The 24,646-nt window shown below is 46.3% G+C and carries 2 protein-coding genes (1 of these 2 running past the window's edge); both read right to left on the reverse strand.

From position 1 onward, the window contains the following. Positions 1-18,309 (reverse strand): amino acid adenylation domain-containing protein, encoded by an 18,309-nt coding sequence (locus KIH87_RS10440; protein WP_232357835.1) that lies wholly within the window; start codon positions 18,307-18,309, stop codon positions 1-3. After that, on the reverse strand, positions 18,302-24,646 hold the end of the coding sequence (locus KIH87_RS10445) for an SDR family NAD(P)-dependent oxidoreductase (protein WP_232357836.1). The gene runs 20,034 nt beyond the window's last position; 6,345 of the gene's 26,379 nt are visible here — the last part of the coding sequence; its start codon lies off the right edge, out of view; the stop codon is at positions 18,302-18,304. The genes KIH87_RS10440 and KIH87_RS10445 overlap by 8 nt, the downstream gene beginning before the upstream one ends.

Consider the following 24,646-nt stretch of genomic DNA (forward strand, 5'->3'; position numbering starts at 1 on the left):
TTAAGAAACCGCCTCGGACTCCTTAAGCCAATAACCCAGCTTGCGTGTTGCCTCTTCAACGCTATTTACATGAACAACCAAACGCTCTTCTCTATCTACCTGATTGGTTTGCAATGTATAAGCAAGTGAAACCAAATCCGTTTTGGGGTGAGTCTGCAAATAGGTCAAAACCTGCTTTACTTCATCTTGCAAACCGTCCAAATCACTAGCGGAGAAAGGTAGCAATACACCGCTGCTTGCATTGCTCTTGGCTGCTTTTGCAACAGCAGCGTTGTTAACCGTCTTTACACCATTATTAGATACATGGCTTGCTTGTTCTTTCGCCGTTTCTTGCTTAATCGAAGCGGTAACTTTCTGGCTGCTGCTTCGAATTGGCTGTCGACGAGAAGCGCCTCCCTTAGCTGTGGTTGCTCGTTCAATCTTCTGAGCAGGATCTTGAATCACCGACTGAACAGTCTGTTCAAACGTTCCGCCTTGCTTGATGATTTCGCCTTGCAAATAGTCCGTTAAGGCCGAAATGGTGACGTGGGTGTAAATCTCGGTAACAGGAATATCAATCTTATATTCCTCATTGATTTTCCGTACCCAGGTTACGCCCGTGATCGAGTCTAAACCTAACTCCAGGAATGGCGTGTCATCACCAATGGTGTCCTCTTCCAGATACAGTTCATCGGCGAGCAGCTTTTTCAAGGTTGCTTTGACAGAAGCGAAGCTTTCGCTGCTTTCACTGCTTGTCTCTGCCGAGGCTTTCTCAACTGCCACTTCGGCTGCCGAAGTAGGTCTCTGCGATGACGTTTTTTGTTGCGCAGGCTTTTTAGCTGGGGCAACAGAAGGCTCAGATGACACAGCAACCGTTTCTGGAATTGCGATTCCTACTTCTCCAATTTCGCCTTGCAAATAGTCCGTTAAGGCTGAAATAGTGACGTGGGTGTAAATCTCGGTAACAGGAATATCAATCTTATATTCCTCATTGATTTTCCGTACCCAGGTTACGCCTGTGATCGAGTCTAAACCTAACTCCAGGAATGGCGTGTCATCACCAATGGTGTCCTCTTCCAGATACAGTTCATCGGCGAGCAGCTTTTTCAAGGTTGCTTTGACAGAAGCGAAGCTTTCGCTGCTTTCACTGCTTGTCTCTGCCGAGGCTTTCTCAACTGCCACTTCGGCTGCCGAAGTAGGTCTCTGCGATGACGCTTTTTGTTGCGCAGGCTTTTTAGCTGGGGCAACAGAAGGCTCAGATGACACAGCAACCGTTTCTGGAATTGCGATCTCTCCTATCTCTCCTACTTCTCCAATTTCGCCTTGCAAATAGTCCGTTAAGGCTGAAATAGTGACGTGGGTGTAAATCTCGGTAACAGGAATATCAATCTTATATTCCTCATTGATTTTCCGTACCCAGGTTACGCCCGTGATCGAGTCTAAACCCAACTCCAGGAATGGCGTGTCATCACCAATGGTGTCCTCTTCCAGATATAGTTCATCGGCGAGCAGCTTTTTCAGGGTTGCTTTAATAGAAGCAAATTTGATAGAAGCAATGCTTTCACTGCTTGTCTCTACCGAGGCTTTCTCCTCTGCCACTTCGACTTCCGGAGCTGGTTTCTGCGATGACGCTTTTTGTTGCGCAGGCTTTTTAGCTGGGGCAACAGAAGGCTCAGATGACACAGCAACCGTTTCTGGAATTGCGATCTCTCCTACCTCTCCAATTTCGCCTTGCAAATAGTCCGTTAAGGCTGAAATAGTGACGTGGGTGTAAATCTCAGTAACAGGAATATCAATCTTATATTCCTCATTGATTTTCCGTACCCAGGTTACTCCCGTGATCGAGTCTAAACCTAACTCCAGGAATGGCGTGTCATCACCAATGGTGTCCTCTTCCAGATACAGTTCATCGGCGAGCAGCTTTTTCAATGTTGATTTCAGAGCAGCAAATGCCTCATCATTTTTGTTAACAACCGATTCAATTACCACTTTTTCCTGTTGTACTGGCTGCACAGATGACTTTTCTTGAATCACTTCTGCAACAGATGTTTGCTCTGGTACTTCAACCATTTCGATATCAGCACCACCCAGCTTCGTGATTTCCTCTTCAAGATAACCTGTGAGTGCCGAAATGGTCGCATAGGTGTAAATCTCGGTCACAGGAATATCAATGCCATACTCCTGATTGATCTTTTTCACAAAGGTCACGCCTGTGATGGAATCAAGCCCAAGCTCCAGGAACGGCGTGTCATCACCAATAGAATCTTCATCCAGGTACAACTCATCCGCTAACAGCTTTTTCAGGCCAGGCTTGATCGAATGCGACATCTCCGATGCTGCTTGAACTTCTTCTGGCTTAACAATAGAAGAAGGTAAATCCACCTCTTGATTAAACTTGCCTTTTATTTGAGTCAACGCCTCGGAATTATTCACAAAGGTTTTGTCGTGCATAGCCAGTTCAATCTTATAGATCTCATCTAATTGGCTTCTCAGTGCTTTTGTGAATTGCAGTTTCAGCGCCACAATTGACGAGCGAGGTAATTGCGCAATTTGTTGCGCCAGTTCCATCGCCGACTCATACACTTCTTTCCTTGGAAGTACAGGCATCAAAGAGCTTCGTGCATCAATATCGTGGCCTTTGTATTCACTGGCAGTCATCAGGTATTCTCTTGCTAATTCCATACCGAACTGATGCGGAAATAACAAGGTAGAACCCGCGCCCGGCGTAAATCCGTAGCTCATAAAACGCGTGGAATAGATGCTTTCTCGACTGAAGTAAACAAAGTCAGAGAACATCCCGAATGTCCAACCAGCGCCAATTCCATGCCCCTGCATAGCAGCGATCACAGGGATTTTGCAGTGAATTGGGAACTCATAAATAGGCGCATCGGAGTATTTAAACAGCCCTTCCTGAATGGCAATAAGTCCTTCTTTTGTGCCACCCGTCGAAAAGTAGGTGTCGTACCCAGTCAGTACCACCACCTTATACGCCGATGTTTGTTGAATATGCAGGAAGATTTCTGTCAATCCTTCGGCAATGGCCTCCGAGAACAGGTTTCGCGCTTCACGGTCAACCATTTTCACCACCAGTACGCCCGTTGGGTATATAGTGGCTTCAATCACCTCGGATTTCAGCGGAATGCGAGTAGGGACATCGGAAAGGTAAGATATGCCCTCACTTTCTTCCATAGCATTTTCTGGCAAGCTGGCTACCAGTTCAAGGTTAGCCTGCAAGCGGTGTTTGCTATTCACAAATGCACAAGAGTTTGAATCAGACCAAGACTTCGCTAACGCCAACGCACTTGTAAGCACCTGCCCTGTTGATACAACGGTTAATATTGGTTGTCGCTGTTTTAGATCAATACCGGTAAACGCCGCACCAGTAAACAATATTTGCTTAGCCAAATGATGGCCAAAACGGGACGACAACAAGGTTGCGACATCGCCATTGACAAGATTGTGGCTTGAGAAGCCATTATCAAAATGGTAAACGCCACTTTCACTGTAAACGCAGGCATCGCAACACAAACTCAAAAACCAGGCAGCATTGCCAGCATTAAATTCAAGCGCCGCGATTACAGGTACTTGCATCTGTAAAAACAGTGTCTGGAGTCGAGGCACAACCGTTGCATAGGCATCACTATTCATCGGCAGAAAATCACGACTTGAACTACTCAACACTATCGCTCTGTAACCCGCAGTTTCTTGCAGTTGGGCAAACAAGGTTTCCAACGCTGACACTAATGATTCGATATCCTGTTTTGATTCATAAGGCAGTATTTTTACTAACAATACGCCAGAAGCATCGGTTTCTACCGCAAGTAAGTTAGACGGGCTACTAACTCGCTGAGACAACACATCCTGTGACAATGCCAGGCTTTGTCCAACTGCAGGACTAACGACCACACTTAGCTGTTTAACTATGCCCCGTGTTTTTCTGGACAAATGCAGTTTCAGCTCTCGTAGTGATATTTGTGGCATATCCGCAAATATTGAGGCTAACTCATGAGCAGCATCAATCACTTGATCATGTGCGACAAACTGACAACCCCACCCTTTCATTTCCAACTCTGAACCTTTTGGAGTCTCGTTGGAGTACAACAGATCGGTAGCAAGTGTTTCGCCAAATCGTTCACTAAAGAAAGCATCTTCCTGCTCGCTTGGGAACAACCCGAATTGTGCTTGGGTATAGAAATACTGACTGTCTTTGTTGCAAATCAGGAAGTCACACAAACTGGCAATAAAGAAGCCAGCGCCTGTGGCACTCCCCTGCATCGCAGCAATCACGGGATAGGGGAACAGTGTGATTTTTTTGTGCAGCTCAGCGACCAAAGCCTGGTTGAGCTCGGCTCTGCCACCGCTTAAGAACGCCTGCTCCATGCCGGTGACAATCAGCACTTTCACCTCAGTATTCTGAGCCAATTCATCCATTGCGTTACCAAGCTTCTGAATCATCTCTCCCGACAATAGATTCTCGTTATCATCGGTATTGATCTGTAGCGAAAACACTCCTTTCTCATGGCTGTACAGATTAACGCTGGATGGAGTCGGAACAACCGAAAGAGAAACCGGCTGCTTATCTGCAATAAACACCTCGTCTGTCAACGTTGACAGACTGATCGTCGCGTTTTTGCGTAGTGTTGTAGAAGGCTGGTCGTCTATAGCAGCAACATGACTTGCTTGTGTTAAACGAATTACCTTCGAGCTTTTCACTTCACCTTGAGCCACAACTGAACTGTTTGCTTTTGCAACAGGTGTTGCGTGCGCTTTTATTGGTTTATGCATATCAAATTGATATTCAACACCACGCATTTTGACACACACATTGCCTTGCTGATCACACAGTTCAATATCCAGTTTTGCAGACGTTGCCTGACCTTGCGACAAACCATCAGAGTATCGTAACCACGCATACATGGTCGGTGCGCAAGGAGCCACAGATTCTAAAGACTCGATGGAACACAGCAAATCCGGCTGAGGAACACTGCCTCTTGGAGCAATATCCATTAGCCCCACAACAGCCTGAAGCGCCGAATCGATAATGCTCGGGGGCAGAACGCAGCCTTTTTGCATATCATCAGTAGGCACAGAAAGTGTTACCAATAACTGGTTTTCCCCCTGATGAACTGCCTGTATTCCCTGATAAGTGGCGCCACGTTCAATACCCGCCGCTTGCAAGGCTTGATAGCATTCCTTGCCCGTCAACGAAGCTTGGGCCATTTCTGTCTGTAGCTTTTTAATATCTATCACAGCAGCAGTTTTAGCGTGAAATTCGGCTTCTCCCTGGCAATGCAAAAGCGCTTCTTGTCCGTCAGCACCAGCGCTATAAATTTCATAAAGCGCTTTATCACTCCCTTCATCAAACAAAGCAATATGCACTTCTTTAGGTGTAGCGTTTACTAAAACAAGATGCTCCCAACGCATATTTTTCAGTGTAATGCTTGTGCTTCCTTGAGCTTTGCCAGAGGCTTTTTCAAGGGCTGCCCGTGCCATCTCAAAATACGCCACATTAGGCAGACGCTTTTCACCCTTCACTTGATAGTCGGCGATAAAAGCCTCAGTGTCAGTAAATCGAGACGTAAAGCGTTGTTCCATGAAATTGGAGGTGTTTTCATGCACCAAAGGATGCAACACAGCAATAGGCGCTGAATCAACCGCCGGGGTTAATTTAGACCCCAGATTAATAGCTCGAATATCTGAGTACCAGGAGCGTTGCTTGGCAAATGGGTAAGTAGGCAAGCTGATACGCTTGGGTTTCGATACCTGATAGAGTTTATTCCAATCAATCGGGGATCCCTTAACCCAAAACTCCAGTAGTTTCGATACATTTTTGTTTGCAACGGCTTCCTGTAATTGTGCATCAGCCGACAATGCAGACTGCGCCTCTTTATTACCCGTCACCTGGCCTGCGTAACATTCTGCAATGTCTTCCTGACCCGACACAAAAGCGTTGAGCTTTTCGCTCAACTCATTCAAAGAAGACACAATGAAACCAACACGTTGTTCCATAGCTTCACGGCCAATTTGCAGAGTGTAAGCAAGGTTAAGTAGATCAAGCGACGCTATCTTTTCAGGCGTAGCTTGGTTTTCAGCAGAAATATGACGCAGAACAAACGCCATCAGGTTACTCGCCGCTTCTTTTAACTGCGCAGGGGTTTTCGCCGACAAAGGCACAACCACAGGGCTTTCCGATACGATGACAGGCACTTGTTCTTCCTGTCGATATTCGGAAATGACCATGTGGGCATTACTGCCACCAGCACCAAACGATGAGATCCCCGCAATTAAGGGTTGTTCACGCCCGTCTAATACCGGGCGTTGCCACTCTTTCAATTCCTGATTCACCACAAACGGTGAGCGCTCAAAGTCGATATTCGGATTTAAGCTTGAAGAATGCAGTGAAGGCACAATTTTCTTATGCTTCATTTGCAACAACACTTTAGTTAATCCAGCTATACCCGCTGCGCCTTCACAATGACCAATATTGGACTTGATCGAGCCTATCTGGCAAAAGCCGATTTCCTGGGTAAACTTGCCAAACACCTGGCTCAGTCCATTAATTTCGATGGGATCGCCCAACTTGGTGCCTGTGCCATGAGCTTCAACATAACTGATGCTGCTCGGGTTAATTTGCGATTCGGCCAACGCCATTTCAACAGCACTACGCTGTGCTTTCGGATTAGGCACGGTGTAACCGTTGGTTTTACCACCATGGTTGATGGCGCTGCCAAGAATAACACCATAAATGTGATCGCCATCGTCAATGGCGTCGTCCAGGCGTTTAAGCAATACAGCCCCCACACCTTCACCGGGAATATAACCATCTCCACCAGCGCCAAAACTGGCACAATGACCCTTCACTGAAATAAATTGCGCTTCGCTCAAGCCCAGGTATTTATTGGGGTGAATGGTAAGGTTAGTACCACCTGCAATGGCTAAATCAGTTTTGTGGTGTTTTAGATCCTGACACGCTAAATGAATCGAGGTTAAGGACGATGAACACATGGTATCCACTGTCATGCTTGGTCCATGCAAGTTAAGCACGTATGACACTCGGTTAGCGATGCTGGCATAAGTACCACCGATCGCCATGCGGTTGCCTTTCAAGCTCTCCTCGGCACCATAGAGTTGATAGTCTCCCGACATCACCCCGACATACACGCCCACCAATCCGTCTAATTGCCCTTGGCCAGGTTTATGTAGCGATTCTCGTGTATAGCCGGCGTCTTCGATGGCCATCCACGCATGTTGCAAGAATAATCGCTCTTGCGGATCGATAACCATGGCTTCCAACGGAGAAATATTAAAGAACAACGAGTCAAATTCATCGACGCCTTCAATGAACCCTCCCCATTTACTTGAATGGAATCCCCGCTTGCTTGGATCTTCATGATAAAACTCTTCCCAATCCCAACGAGAAGCAGGAATTTCCGTGATGCAATTTTTACCTGCTTGTAAATTGTTCCAGAACGCTTCGATATCTCGAGATTCCGGATAACGACCACTTAAACCAATAATCGCAACGTTCAATGCTGAGGTTTCAGGTTGAGATTTTTGATTTAACACAGGAGTAAAGCGCTTTCTCTTACGCATACCAAGTGTGGCTTTACTGGTCGAGTTACTCGTCGTTACAGGGCTTGCCTGTGTCGCCACCGCAACGGTATTTGCCCCTGACTCAGCGACATCAAACAAAGACTCCAACTGCGAATGATGCGACGCAACGAAATACGCAGCCAGTTCAGCAATCGTTTGATACTCAAAGAACAGGGTTTTGGATAACGAACCAAAGGTTTTTTCCAGTTTTCCAGTGAGGCTCACCGCCAAAATGGAATCCATGCCGTATTGCTCTAGCGGCGCTTGCGCGTCAATTTTGCTCGCAGGCAGTTTTAATATCGCTGAAAATTGCTGCTTCAAATACTGCAAGGTTTTACTTGATATATCACCTGTCAGCTTCTCTTTTACATTGCCCGAAACGACTGCATTATCATGAGGAATGGTTTTAGCCAGCCTTTCAGATTCTGAAACCGCAAGGGCAACTGTTGGCTCCTTTTTGCCAGCCGTCGAAGGAGCCAATAAACCTGCTCGCATCTGCCCTAACTCGCCTTCCATGACCAGCACTTGCCCATACCCGAAGTGTAAACACTGATGCAAAGCTTTAACGCCTGTTTCAGTGCTCATGGCAATCATGCCTGTAGCCTGTTTCATTATAGCTTCAATGGTGTCATCCACATGCATACCGCCTTCTTTCCAAAGCGGCCAGTTAACCGATAAGGTGTGACCACTGCGTTGCTCTTGAGCAACCAGGGTGTTGCGATAATGTGCAAACTGATCCATGAAGGCATTGGCGCTGGCATAATCTGCCTGCCCAGGATTACCGGTTACACCTGTGCCTGACGAGAACAACACAAAGAAGTCGAGCTGCATACCTTGGCTAGCTTCATCAAGGTTGACAGCACCGGCCACTTTTGGCGCAAGCACCTGCTTAAACTCCTCGACAGATTTTTTAAGCATGAAATTATCAGCCATAACGCCAGCGCTATGAATAATACCGTCCAATTCACCGTAGACCTGCTTAACGTAGGCAATCAAGTCGCGAACCTGTTCTTTCTCAGTCACGTCCACGATACGATAATCAACATTGCTGCCCTTAGTTTTCAAACCATCGAGCACTTTTTGTTTTTCAGCCGATAATGCTGAGCGGCCTGTTAGAATAACGTTTGCATTTTGAGTATTGCGGAGAATATCGTTGGCGAATATCAATCCCAAGCCACCCAAACCACCAGTGATCAGGTAAACACCGCCTTCTTTAAAGACACAGTCTGGTTGCGTTTGTGCCACCAATATCTCTTCCCAACCTTGCACCCAGCGCGCATTGTCTTGATATTTCACCAGAGTATCGCTGGGCTGCTGCGCACTTTGCTGCAATTGTTTCGCCACAACCTCGGCACTCATTGAGGCGTCAATAGCAATCAACTGTGCAACAATTTTAGGATTTTCCAGAACTGCGGTTTTCAGCAATCCTGACAATCCTACAAACACTGAGCCCGAAGCAATAAGCGGTACAATAACTTGTACAAGCACTTTATCTTGCGATTTAGACTGCATCAGGGCATTAAGCTGCTCAAAAAGCGCTGCTGCATATTCGCTAAATTCGGTATCAAGCGTTGGAGCTTCATCTTGCGTTTGCAAAACAGTGCATTGACTGGTTGGTATCAGATTGGTCAATTCCTCTGGCTGAATACCATTTAATCCGCACAAGACTATGTGATGCTCAGCATACTGTTGCGTGTCTTGATGATCAGAAACCGGGGCTTGCTGCCACACGGGCTTGGCAAACAAAGTTCCTGTTTTTTCAAGTTCTTGCTGTTGAGATACCTCCTGCATTACGGTTGCAGTGCTTGGCTCAGAAGCACTTTCCAATACCCGGAAAGAGAATCCTTTCATCTGCACACATATCTGGCCTTGTTCATCACACAAATCGATATCCAGTTTTTGTACACGCTTAGAGGTGGCACTGTCTGCCACCGAACTACGCGCCCAGGCGTACATGGTCTCGGTACAAGCACGAACAATCTGTAATGACTCCAGGGCAAAAGGCAAATTCACTTTCGCGCTATCACCATCTTGCTTCTGACTGTTTAAAATCAGGCCAAGGGTCGATTGCAATGCTGCATCCATCAAACTGGGATGCAATACATAGTCTTGCTGTGTGTTTAACACCGCTTGAGGAAGTGCCAATTTCGCCAGTATTTCACCATTCCCCTGATACACTTCCACAACACCCTGATGCCCCGCACCATAGTTCAACCCCATGGCATCAAATGTCTGGTAACAGGTTTTGGCATCCAACACCCCTTGAGTCATACGCGCTTTAATGTCTTCCACAACGAACGACTCAGGCGCTCCCTCTACAACAAATGCTACTTCCCCCTGGGAGTGTGTGACTTCCTCGCCCTGCTCTGATTCACTGTAAATCTCAAAGTGAATCTGCTGATTATCGCTTTCACCTAAAGCAATATGGACTTCTTTGGCTGCACCGCTAACTGTAATCGGTTGCGTCCAGACAACATGATTCAAGGTGATTATTGCTTCCTGTTCAAATTCTTCGACAAGCATTCTGCCTGCGGATTTTTCCACTGCTGCACGCGCCATCTCCAGATAAGCCACGCCAGGAAGGACTTTCTCACCTTTTACCTGATGATCTCGCAAAAAGAACTCATCGCCAGTGAAGGTTGACGTAAAGCGCTGCTCGAATAAATCCGAGGTATTTTCATGAAGTAACGGATGAATAGTCGATACAGTAAGCTTTTTGCTTGCCTGTACTGTTTCTCCGCCAACCCAATAACGCTCTTTGGCAAAGGGATATTTAGGTGCGCTGATACGAGCAGGATGATGTTCGGTGTATAGACGGTTCCAATCAAAATCAAAGCCGTTAACCCAAAGATCCAGAAGTTTATGGTATTTGCCTTTATTGACCCAGGTTAAGGCTATAGACGCCATGTCGTCATCAGCATCAAACACCGACAACACGCGTGTATCTTTACCTTGACCTATATATACCCCTTCTATGAATTGCTCTTCATTGAGCACAGCTTGTAGTTTTTCTTCTAATTCCTGCACGGAAGATACGACAAAGCCAAGGCGCTCTTCCATAGCTTCACGTCCAACCTGCATGGTATAGGCAAGGTTAACAAGAGAGATAGACATCCCCTGCTTTTGGGCATTGCGAATATAATCGACGCACTGCTTTACATATTCCTGCAACCGCTGTGGATCCTTAGCCGACAAAGGGATCATCACTGTTGTCGCTTCTGAACAATCGTTTTTCACGGTGTCTTCAGGCACATATTCCTGAATAATGGCATGAGCGTTTGAACCGCCCGCACCCAGTGAGGAAATGCACGCAATTCTTGGTACTTCAGTGATAACACCATTGTTTTCGATTTGAGGACGTTTCCACTCGGTCAGCTCTTGTTGAACATAAAAAGGCGATTGTTCAAAGTTGATATTGGGGTTGAGTGTCGAAGAATGCAGTGAAGGCACTAGCATTTGATGCTTCATTTGCAACAGTATTTTAGTGATACCTGCAATACCTGCTACCGCTTCGGTATGACCAATATTCGACTTTGCAGAGCCAATGGCACAGAACTGTTTTTTATCGGTAAATTGCCTAAAAGCTTTGCTCAATCCGGTAATCTCAACGGGATCGCCCAAAGATGTGCCTGTACCATGAGCCTCAATGTAGCTAATCCATTCAGGATTAATGCCCGAAGTTTGCAAGGCATCCATTATCATACTGGCATGAGCATTAGGATTTGGCACGGTATAACCATGCGTTTTACCGTCGTTATTGATTGCTGTGCCTTTGATAACGCCGTAAATGTTATCTCTGTCTTGCTTGGCCTTATTAAGAGGCTTAATGAACAACGCGCCTACGCCTTCTGCGGCAACAAAGCCATCACCACCTTCACCAAAGCTGCGGCAACGCCCATCAGAGGCAGACATATTGGTTTGCGCCTGCATCACATATTTGTTGGGATGCATAGACAAGTTAATCCCCCCCACAATGGCAGCTTCTGACTCGCCTCCCTTAATACTTTTTACAGCCAAGTGAAGCGCCGTTAACGACGAAGAGCAAAGCGTGTCGATAGCCATGCTCGGGCCTGTTAAATTGAAGGTATATGAAATTCGGTTGGCAATGGAACCATAGGATGCTCCAACCGCCATGCCTTCTTTTCTGACATTGTCCGACGTGCTGAATAACTGATACTCACCATACATCACGCCCACAAACACCCCAACTTTATGCTGAGAAATGTTCTGGCTGCTCGGGCTATAGCCCGCATCTTCAAAAGTATGCCATACGGTTTGCAGGAAAAGGCGCTCTTGCGGATCCATAAACTCCGCTTCAATAGGTGAAATCTTGAAGAACAGCGGATCGAACTCATCAATCCCTTCAATAAACCCACCCCACTTGGAACGAATAGTACCCTGTGATGTTTTGTCTTTATCGTAGTAGGCGTGATAATCCCACCGTGAAGCTGGAATTTCAGAAATACAATCGGTGCCACTTTGCAGATTATCCCAATAAGCTTCGACCGTAGCAGATTGCGGATAACGTCCGCTAACCCCTACTATCGCGATATCGGGTTCAGGTTTGGCATTAGGCATGGTGGCCTGCAACGCGAAATACTCATTCTCGCTAGCTGTGTTGGACTTAGAAGGCATTTTCGCTACAGCTACCTCCGGCACACCCATCAAGGTATTAAGCTGAGCTAAATGATGGCTGATGAAGTAGTTCGACAAGGCTCGAATGGTCTGATACTCAAAGAATAAGGTTTTAGACAATTCGCCAAAGTCTTGCTCCAATGCTGCATTCAGTTGCGTGATCATCAACGAATTCATACCGTACTCATCGAATGTAGCCTCTGAGTGAATACGAGAAACCGGGATTTCCGACACTTTTGAAAACAAAGCTTTAAGATAATCTTCAACGTGGATCAGCAATGACTCTTGCGCATTATCCGGGTTGGCTTCTGAATGAGCCTGCTGTGAATAAACTTCACCTGATACTGACAACCCCCCTTCGGAACGAACCCAATGTCGGTCTTTTGCAAATGGGTAACTTGGCAAAGGCACACGTTGTTCATTCCCCTTGTCAAAACCCTCCCAAGAGAACACTGCGCCACTTACCCACTTCTCAGCAATGGTGAACAAGCTCGACACCTGTACAGCGGTTTCTGTTGTCTGCACAGAAGCGCGTCCAGTGAAACAACCTAACACATCGCCACCTTGAATAAAGTCGCTTAACTTTTGCTGTAATTCATGGCGCGAGCTCACTACCAATGCCAGCCTTTGTGCCATATATACGCGACCAACACGCAAGGTATAGGCAATGTCAATTAAACTAACGGCTGACGAGGCAGGATCTGCCAGATAATCGACCAAGCGTTGCGCTAACTGGATTAACTGCTGCTCTGTCGCCGCAGACAACAAGATAACGCTTTCGCTGTCTTCTTTAACTGGTTGATGATGAATATATTCCTCTATCACGGCATGACCGCCTGAGCCTGTCGCGCCAAACGCATTAATCAGCGCTCTGCGCGGCAAATATTCACCTTGGGAAGCAGCGCTTTCATCCGTACTTAAAGGCTCCCAGCGTGTTACGCCTTCAACAATGGCTAAGCCACTGTCTTTTAAATTGATCAATGGACTCACATCACCAACATTAATGGTGGGGCATAGTGTTTTATGCTTCATTTGCAGCAATACTTTCATAAGCTGCGACATGGCAGAAGCCGACTCCAAATGCCCGATATTGGATTTAACGCTGCCCACGTAAACAGTAGATGCATTTTGAGCAAGGGGTTTGAACACATCTTTCAGCGCAGACATTTCCGATGCATCAGCAATGCTAGCCCCCGGTGCCGCAGCTTCGATATAGGAAATAGAGCCAATGCTCACACCTGCGTTATCAATAGCACTTAACATCGACGCTTTTTGCTGCTCAGATTTAGATAACCCGTTACCCACGCTCTTACCACTGTAACCCACGGCTGTGCCTTTAATAATGCCGTGGATATAGTCCCCATCACGCAGTGCATCTTGCCTGGATTTCACCAATATTGCCCCAACGCCTTCACCCGGCACAAAACCACTGCCTAATTTACCAAATGGGTGGGATTGACCATCTTTAGAAAGCAAATCCAAGCCTTGTAACATTTGGTGGTGATACGGATGGCTCATAATATTCACACCACCGACAATCGCCGCACGACATTCGCCATTGGCGAGGCTGTTACAGGCATAATGAATCGCAGTCATGGCCGACGAACACGATGTATTCAGCGCAATACTTGGCCCACTAAAGGCAAAGAAGTGAGAAACACTATTAGGAATCGACGAATGCAGAGAAATAACCGGCACATGGCGACCATCTTGCACATTAAGCCCGGCATAGTGCTGATAATCATCCCACATAGCTCCCACAAACACGCCCACTTTGCCAGCAACCCGATTCAATTCATTGCTGGTGTAACCGCCATTTTCAAGACACTCCCACACCACTTCCATCATAAGGCGTTCTTGCGGGTCGATACTTCTGGCCTCTAAAGGCGACATTTTAAACAGCAGCGAATCGAAACAATCGACGTCTTTTAAGAAAGCTCCCCGGTGATGCATTTGGGCAAAACCATTTCGATGCTCTTTGCTACTTCGATATTGCTCTACCTGCTCAAGAGGCAAATTAGTGAAGCTGTCCTGGCTGGCTTGCAGATTTTTCCAGAATTGCTCCAGATTTTCTGCGCCCGGATATCTGCCACTCATACCCACAATCGCCATTTCGTTTGCAGTATGAGCCGCCGGTAAGGTTTCAGCATGGCGTCTGTGAGCTTCTAAGTAGCGCCAATCCGCCGGCAACGGCGTGGCGTGGCTGCCGCACACAAAACTGTGCAGTAATAAATCTTCTGGGTCTAATTTGAAGTCAGCGCGAATTTTGTCGAATAACAAACCACCAATTGGACACACGCCCATATCAAACTCGGCTTGTCGGTCTACCAGTAGCTGCCCCATATAACCTGCATCTAACAATGCGAGATAAGCGCTGTCTTTAGCAAAGGTCTGCGACATTTCAGCAATAGATGACACCAAAAACACACAAAATTTGGATTGCTGGGCATGTTTTCTATTAAATGGGGTGTAACAGGATTTTAATTCTACAGATAAATCCGATGAAACCAGCGTCAACTCATGCTCAATGGGATTGTAGTAATACACCCCTTTATCAACACCATGCACGCCATTTTCTTTAACGTACAGGTAAGTTTTCACCGACTGGCTTTGAGTAACCGAACCATATAGCTCGCTACGACCAGTTTGTCTTTGTTGTAGCAATGATAAGAATTTGCTGAATTGCTCAAATGGAACCGGGGCTTCGCTGTAATCGCGCTTTGTGGCGCGAGCATTGTAATAAGCTTCTCGTAAAGGCTGCTCAGCCAGGCGAATTCGAGCGCTGTCGGCAGGAAACTGGCGAACATTGACTACACCTTTAAGTTTGTCTTTTTCTTCTTGTGTTGGGAACGCAGCACTTTCGTTTTTAACACTGAACGGCACATCAGAATGAATAGGATCAACATGATTAGCGCAATGCCCATGCAACGCACTACGATGTGTTTGCAAGTAGTTAAATAAGGTATTTGCTTGTTGCGCTTGCTCGCCCTGAACTGACGCACTGCCCAAGATGGCGTGCATAAAGGTATGACCGTCATCAAGCTTGAAATCTTGGCTAATGGCATCGAAGTCAACACCGCTTACGGGCGACAGTTGTACATTAAAGTCAGCTTGTCTGCTGCGTAACAACTGCCCCATATAACCCGCTTCTAACACGGATAACAGAGCACTGGATTCTCGATACACGGGCACAATGGCTTTCATTTGTGCAATGAAAAACACCACAAATCCAGCGTTATCAAATTCACTACGATTGTATTCAAAAAAGACCGAGCGATTGATATTTACACCTGTAGTAACCGGGTATAAAACGTGTTCTATTGGATGATAGTAATACACCCCCTCTGCCAAACCTTGTACGCCCTTTTCTTTAACGTACAAATACGACTGAATAGGGTTAAGACCACCGGCAGAGGCGTACAAATATTTTGCTTCACCAGCCACTTGATGTTGCTGTAACAACGAAAGAAAACGTCCTAACACCTCAAGGGAAACCGATCGCGCAGCATTACTGCTGGTAGAAATAAACGAGGTGACATAGGCATCTTCACTAAATTCCACACGTTGCAGCTTGATTGATGATGCCACACTCGACGGTGGACTCACTTGCGACGTGGACTGCTGAACCTCAACATGAACCCTTGTGTTATTTTCTATAGCAGATGACCCCGAGGGTAATAATTTGGTGAGGTATTGAGTAATAGCTTCAATTGTAGGGTCGTCCAGGAACACTTCTACAGGCATGGTGACTGCGTAGTCGTTTTGAATTTTCTCGACGACTTGAACCATAGTAAACGAAGTCGCCCCCAGCTCGAATAAATCATCATGAGCCGTGATACCATCGACACCCAGCAAGTCTGCAAAGTAGCCAATCAACTCTGCCTGTAACCTTGCTGTCGTCTCTGTTTGTGAACAGTGCGCTGGCTGTGCTTGAGTCTCGACTGCAACGTTAGCACCAAGCAAGGCTGCCAAATGTTGCGCAATAGCTCGCACGCTGGGATCATTCAAAAACACTTCAACAGGAATGGTCACTTGATAGGTATTTTGAATTTTTTCCACCGCCTGAACCATCGTAAATGAGGTTGCTCCCAGCTCGAACAAATCGTCTGACGCATCGACGCTTTCACCGCCAAGCAACTCTGAAAAATACCCAAGTAAATCCGCTTCTAATTGCGCTTGCCCTACTGATTTTTGGTTATTGCGTTCAACCAACTCCTCCCTGTGATTGGACTGGCTAGACAGCATATTGCCCAAATACTGCGCAATGGCTTGAACCGTGGGGTTATCCAAAAACACTTCCACAGGCATGTTGATACCATGGCGTTCTTGGATTTTTTCTACTGTCTGGACCATGGTGAACGAGGTTGCACCCAGCTCAAATAAGTCATCATCGGGGTTAACGATGTCGGTATTAAGAAGCGATGAAAAATCTGATTGCAATTCTTTGATCAGGTTATTCATGTCGGTATTTATTCCTGTCTCTGCTGATTGGTGTTCTTGGGTATTTAACGGTGTTTTTGAGGTAATTGTTGGCACCACATTGAGCACTTCAGACTTGCTCTGTGGTAGTGCAAGCAGTGCCTTGCGATCGGCTTTCCCGTGAGTAGTTACAGGAACATCGTTGATGCAAATAACCGCATTGGGCAGCATATAATCTGGCAAGCTGCTCTTTAAAAATTCCCGTACCTCTTTTAATTTAATCGGCGTTTCAGTCACAACATAAGCCACTAATTGCGGGTTAACCGAATCTGCGTCTTTGACCAATACCACAGAGTGGTCGATACGCGGATGGTTATTCAAAGTGTTTTCAATTTCACCCAATTCAATACGAAAACCGCGCAACTTCACTTGCGAATCCAAACGGCCTAAATAGTCAATATTGCCGTCGGGCAAAAGGCAGGCTTCATCGCCCGTGCGATAGAGTTTTTTGCTAACCTGAGCATCACCTTTGAGTGGGTTGTCGATGAATCGGTCTTGAGTCAAATCAGGACGGTTTAAATATCCCTTGGCCAAGCCAATACCGCCAATATACAGTTCACCGCTTTGGCCTGGTTCTACAGGTTCAAATTGTTCATTAAGAATGTGAAGCTGAATATTACTAATAGCTTTACCGATGGGGATCTTTTTATCAGGGCGCAATTCACACTGCCAATAGCTCACATCTACCGCGGCTTCCGTAGGGCCGTATAAGTTATGCAATTTAGCCGGAATAGTATTGAGAAACTTCTCAACCGATTCATAGGGCAAAGCTTCCCCACTGGCAAATACGTGCTTAAGTGAACGGCATTGTGCCGCATCGCTTTGATTTAAAAAGAAGCGCAGCATAGAAGGCACAAAGTGGCAAATAGTGATGGCTTCTTGTTGTATCAAGCTGATTAAATACGGATTGTCTTTGTGCCCTTTGGGTTTGGCAAATACCAGGCAAGCGCCAGATAACAACGGAAGAAATAGCTCCCACACCGACACATCAAAGGTATAAGGCGTTTTTTGTAAAATACGATCTCCACTGCCTACCTGATACTCATCTCGCATCCAAATTAAGCGATTACAAATCGCCTCATGGGGCAACATGCACCCTTTGGGCTTACCCGTAGAACCCGAGGTGTAAATGATATAGGCCAGCTCATCAGGCTGATTAACATGAACCAGATTATGAATTTCATGCTCTGCAAGGCTATCTCGATCTAATGCCAATACGTGGCCTTGATAACCAGCCAATAAGGTAGTAAATCGGTTCTGGGTTAACACCACAGACACCTTGGCGTCTTGCAAAATAAAGTCGAGTCTTTCTTTTGGCGTTTCAGGATCTAACGGTAAATACGCTCCACCCGCTTTTAATATGCCTAGCAGAGCAATCATCATTTCGATGGATCTGTCCATCACCACAGCCACAATGTCATTGGGAGAAATACCCAGACTTCTAAGGTGATGACCACACTGGTTAGCACGGCAATTTAATTCGTGAAATGAAAGACTATTGCCTTCAAACCTCACGGCTTGCGCGTCAGGAGTTTGAGTGATCTGTTGTTCAATAAATGCATGTAACAGAGAAGGCTGACCTACACCGATTGACTGTTGAGATGTGATATTTTCACTATACATTTTCTATCTCCTGCCCCATTGCATTTTTGTTGGCATTTCTTCCAGATTGAGTATTGTTCGCGGCAATAAGCTCGCGATATTTTTGCGGCTGCGCATTAATAAGATGACTGAAGTTCACTTTTTCCCAACTTTGTGGATTGTTGACCAGGCTTTCCAAAAGGCTCACATAACCGTTAAACATTGCCCGCATCATGCCGTCCGGGAAGTTGCCTTTTGCCACATCCCAAAATAGATTGAGTCGCCCATCAACTTCTGAGCTCATATTGTCCAGATGAACTTGAGAGGTTTGACTCAGTGAATCGCCCAAGGTGAAACCCTCAGGTAGCTGAAAGCCCGATGAGCTATTCAAATCGGTGAACACCACAGGGAAGCTAAGCATCTTTTTCTGGCTTCTCTTGGTCACAACCGTTCGTAGCGCACTCAAGCCGCTCACCGCCCTGTGAGAAAGATCCTCACTGACTTTTTCATGATAGGAGCGAACTTTCTCAGCAAATGTTTGTTGCTGTTTTTCCACCACCAACCAGCTCATGGAGGTAAAGTCACCAACAATATTGTTAATATCGGCATGTATGGGCAGCCTTTCCCAGCCGGGGATAACAATAGAGAAGGCATCCGACTGCGACCACTCGCCCAACACTTCGGCATAGGCAGCCAATAGAATCATTCCCGGAGTAATGGCAAGCTCCCGAGCTTTTTTCTTCAACACAGTCCAATTCTCCAATACGCTTTCCAAACGCTCTGTGTCGTGGGTAGTTACTCCACCAAAAGATGGCAATTCGGGGCCTGAAGGAATATCAATAAACTTATTTTTCCAGTATTGCAGGCTGGCTTTGTAACCTTCGGTTTTCTTGTAGTCTCGCAAGGAGTAGATGTAATCCGAATAGGTCACCTGATTTTTTCTGGGTAACTGATCCGGGTTTTGGTAGATGGCGAACAGCGTATTGAGCGATAACTCAATGCTGGGGCCATCAGCAATAATCAAATCAACACTGAAATGTAGTCTGGATTTCACGTCATCTATGCGTGAAATTTGAACGTCAAAGTAAGGCCATTCTCCCACCGGACAAAGTCTCGTCACCATTTCAGAAGCGGTTTTCTTTAATGCTTCCTGAATAAAACTGGGCGCTTGCCCGCGCAAGTCGTTTACTCGGATTGAGTAAGTGGGCATGTCTTTTAATACTTGTTGTGTACCGTCTGGGCGGATCACAGTGCGCAGCATTTCATGTGCTTGCACAACTTTATTCCACGCCATTTCCACACGGCCAATATCCAAGTGTTGAACATCGAAGTAGGTGTAAAACTGCGAGCTAATGTTGGCTCCGTATTTACTTCTGCCAAAGGCATACGCTTGCTGCTGATCCGTTAACGGAAAAGGGTTTGTTCTTTTTTCCGGCAAGGCTCGCACTGTGGGATTTTCCGCTTTCACTTTGCTCAGCGCAGGATCTACAGCTACGTCATTGGTATCAGTGAGAAAAGCGTGTTCTGATAGCGAGTCACGTTTCAGCGCAACTTTCCAGCTATCCAGTTCCCATATGTCGAAGTTGCATGCCAGCAATTCTAAAGTACGGCAATAGTCAGAGAAAATTTGCTCAATAACCCCGGAAGCATAATGATCTTTTGCCACATCCCAACGGAATTTAAGGGCGCCATTGTGCTCGTGAATTTGATGGTCAAAATACACTTGTGGGGTTTGGGTGATGGAATAAGTAATCTTCTCCATAAAGCCGTCCGCACCTTCATACAGGTCGTAACCCAATAACGAGGTGAAAACAACGGGAATGGAAACTGCATTGGCAATCTTGCGTTTTCGCTTCAGCTCTCGTAATGCTTTGATACCGCTAACATTGTTGTGCCCCAAGTCTTCAAACAGCGCTTTTTGGGTATTTTGAATAAACTGTTTAAAAGTGCCCTGCTTTTGCTCTCGCGCAATAAAAATATTGGTCGAAATAAACGGCGCAACCACTTCTTCTAATTGCGGATCTAATAAACGGTTAAAGAAGGTCAATACGATAGAGAACGCTTCATCGTCACACCACATTCGAAGAGTTTCGCTAAACAAACTCAATAAGAACACAGTTGGTGAAACATTGAGTTCTTGAAGCCTGGCTTTTAATGATCGCCATTGTTCAGCTTCCAAGCCACCTTCTAAACTGCTACGAACGTATTGAGACATGCCACCCGAGGTTTTCACTGGAAGTGATGGCCCTTGCGGCATGTTTTCCAGCTTGTTCACCCAGTATGACAAGTCGCGCTTGTATTGCTCAGAACGCTCAAATTGCTTGATTGCCAAAATGTAATCACGGAATGACATGTCCAGTGGCGGTAACGACCAATTGGGATCGTCATAGAGTTTTTGCCACTGGTGAACAAGCAATTGAATACCATAGGCATCCGTGATCAATTCGTCGATGCTAAAATGAATAATCTGCTTATTCGCACAATCGCTAATACAAATCTCATACAATGGCCATTGGGTTGGCTCATGTACCTGATGAGACATCTTTTCTCTGAGCTTATACAAGCTGTCCAAGCGATCGGCTTCGTTTGTATACTTCAAGTCAAAAACACGGAATTGATATGAAGGCGTTCGCTCCAATATTTGTTGTTGACCACTAGGCAACATCACTGCACGAAGCATTTCATGGTGGGTGTTCAAACGGTTCCAGGCACTGTTTAAACGCGGAATATCCAGATTGCTCACTTCTATCTCAAAATACACATGGCAACCCACTTTATCTGCGCCCAATTTACGCCCAATAAGAAATGACTCTTGAATGTCGTTAACGGGAAACGGTTGGTAGCGTTCTGCACGGTTATTCACTATCACTGGCGCGCTGTCCAGGTTTGGCGTATTGACCTGCTCCAAAACCGGCTGACTTGCAGGCGTGGCAGACACCTCTAACTGCGCTAACTGTGCTGAATAGTGCTCTACCAGGTAAGCCACAAGATCGAGCAATGTTGGACATTCATACAAGCATGTAGGCGAAAAGCTCTGTGCAATTTGCGTTTTAATGGAATGAGTCACTTTAAGTAAGTGATGAGACGTTAGCCCCATCTCGTAGTAACTCATTTCCGGGTCGATCTGCGCGGCGGTAGTACCTAATTGCTCAGCTATAAGTTGCTGCAAAAAAAGCTCTGTTTTACCTTCAATGCCAAGTGACACGTTTGCCGTTTGTATTGCAGGCATCGCAATCTCAAGCTGGTTTTGGCTTTGAGCCAGATTTGCTTTACCTTGAACTGTCTGGGCAGAGCCAGAATGCCCAACACGCCGAGTATTTTGTTCAGGGAACCAGTGTCGCGTTCTGGCGAAGGGGTACACTGGTAACCCCGATAAACGCTGTACGCTATTCAGTGCATACAATGCTTGCCAGTTAACATCGTTACCCAACACCCAAAGCTCGGCTAATGCTTTATGTTTGCGGTTTTGAATCAGGCTTGCAATGTAGGCTTTGCCTTCTTGTGTCGTTGAAATCAACTCAGCACGGCGCTTTTTCGTACCCGATACAATGTCTGAGTGCGTACCATTTTGAACATAGCTTTGCAGAGCAAGGTTCAGCGCATCGTAGCCATCTACAATTACCGCCATACGCTGGTTCATCGCAGTGCGGCCCATTTGAAGGGTATAGGCTAAATCGCTCAGTGAATAATCAGGGTTGTTCTGAATGGCGTGTAACAAGCTACTGGCGTAAGCCACCAATTGCGCTTCAGTATTTGCCGAAAGCGTAATAACCACAGGTTCGTTCAAAGCGCGGTTAAACCCTGAAGATACTGTTTCTTTCGGCGATTCGGATATCACCAAATGAGCATTCGTACCATTTAAACCAAAGGAACTAATCGCCGATTGACGCAGACCTTGAGCGGGTTTTGGCCACGGCTTACACTCAGTATTGATGTAAAACGGGCTGTCTTTGATATCAATGTGTTCGTTTTGAGTGTCAAAATTAATGGTTGGCGGCATGGTTTTATGCTTCAACGCCAACAGTAATTTAATAACACCCAACACACCAGAAGCATGCAACGAGTGACCAATATTGCTTTTCACTGAACTGAGCGCGCAATACTGAGTTTGTTGCGTGTATTGCTTGAAACTATCTTTTAGACCTTCAACTTCAATCGCGTCGCCGATTTGTGTGCCTGTACCATGAGTTTCAATAAATTGAATCTGTTCAGGGTTGATACCAAACCTATCGTAAATACCCGTCTGTAAGCGCGTTTGTGCTTTCGGGTTAGGTGCGGTAATCCCGTTTGTTTTGCCATCCTGATTAACCCCCCAACCTCGCACAACCCCATAAATGGCGTCACCGTCTTGTTGCGCATCGTCAAGGCGTTTTAGGAACACGACCCCAACACCTTCACCGGGTACAAACCCGTCAGCGCGTTGGTCAAAGGTAAAACACCGCCCAGTCTTGGACAACATGCCTGAACTGGAAGTCATGATATGTAATGCCGGCCCCGACATGACGCACACACCGCCAGCCAAAGCTAAATCACTGCCACCTGAAATCAGGCTGTCACAGGCATTAGCGATGGCGACCAGTGACGAGGAACAGGCCGTATCCATAGATAAACATGGGCCTTGCAAGTTTAGGAAGTAGGATATTCTCGCTGCGAGTACCGATGTAGAACCGCCCATTAATCCGTGTTCAGTTAAGCCTGAATCACTCATTAAATGGCTGTAATCACCGGGCGCACAGCCTGCAAATACGCCAGTTCGGCTACCCGACAACGACATTGGGTTGTAACCCGAATCTTCAATGCTATGCCAACAAGCTTCCAGGAATAAACGCTGTTGTGGATCCATTGACTCAGCTTCCTGGTCGGAAATGTTGAAGAATGACGCATCAAACAAGTCATATTCTTCAATTGCCCCTATCCACTTGCAGTTTATTGATCCGGCTTGTTTTAATTCAGGATCGTAATATTCGTCGGCATCCCAACGGTGTTTAGGGATCTCTGAAATACAGTTTTTACCTGATTGAATATTGTGCCAATACTCATCCACATTCTTGGCCTGAGGAAACTTACCCGCCATACCAATAATGGCAACCGCCTGAGTTTTCTGAGCTTGCGCTGGTTCAACCTGTTTCTGTGCTGGCTGTTTCAACTGCGGCTGAACCGGTTCAAGTGTCGCTAAGGATACAAGGGAGACATTGTCTTTTACGGATGTTTTCTCTGGCACACTTTTTACGGCGCTTTCTACTACCTGTTCCACCACTTCAACAGATGGCGTAGAAGATGTCAGAGCGGCTGCTTTTGGCTGAGTTTGCTCTGTGACCGGACAATCAGTGCTGATAACACAGATTGCTCCGCTCTTTTCCGCCAAGGAACATACGTAAGGCGACAATTCAGACAGCGTAGGAAGGCTATACATTTGGGTGACAGGCATATCAATGTGATAAGTCTGATTAATCTTCTTCACCCAGGTTACACCGGTGATCGAATCAAGCCCCAAATCCAGAAACGATGCGTCAGACTCAATATCATCTTCATCCATGAACAACTCTTCAGCCAGCAAGGTTCTTAATTGGGCAATAACAGAACTCAACAGCTGTTCATCAGCGACTGCGCTATGTTCCTCTGCATTTGGCTTAGATACTGGCGCAGCCTGAACAGTGTTTTGAGCCTTGGTAGAAACGCTGGTTTCAACCACTTGCGTACCATTTTGCTTCACAGCTTCAAATACTTGAGGCACGAGTTCTGCAAGAGTGGGATGACTGTAAATTTTAGTGGCTGAAATATCTATCTGATACAGCTTATTGATGCCTTTAACCCAGGTTACGCCAGTGATGGAGTCCAATCCCAAATCCAGGAATTGCGCGTCTTCATCAATATCGCTTTCATCCATAAACAACTCTTCTGCCAAGAGTTTTCTGAGATTTGCCATGATGTCTGAAGAATCGACTAGCGCTGCAGAAGAAACGCCGCCTGATACAGGCGCCTGCTGTGCATTGCTGACAACAGCGATGTTTGTTACCTCGGCTTTAGTGAAGGGTTCGATAACCACGGGCTCAACAATGCTTGTTGCTGGTTCAAGCGCGCTCAGGGTAATACTTATGTTACGTTTACCACCCTGGCTATGCTGTGCTGTTTGCTGCGGAGCAGGCTGAGCAGCTAACGTCGAAGACAATGAAGGCGTAGGCGCCGGTGTTACCGTCGGCGACGAGGGTGGTGTCGGTGACGAAGGCGGTGTCGGCGGCGTATCAAGAGTTTTCTCCACCTCTTCCCTAACATACGGCACAAGCTCGGCAAGTGTCGGATGACTGTAAATTTTCGTCGCAGGAATATCTATGCCGTATTCCTTATTGATCTTTTTAACAAAGGTAACACCAGTAATGGA

Origin of the sequence: Paraneptunicella aestuarii (assembly GCF_019900845.1) — a bacterium.
Taxonomy (GTDB): Bacteria; Pseudomonadota; Gammaproteobacteria; order Enterobacterales; family Alteromonadaceae; genus Paraneptunicella; species Paraneptunicella aestuarii.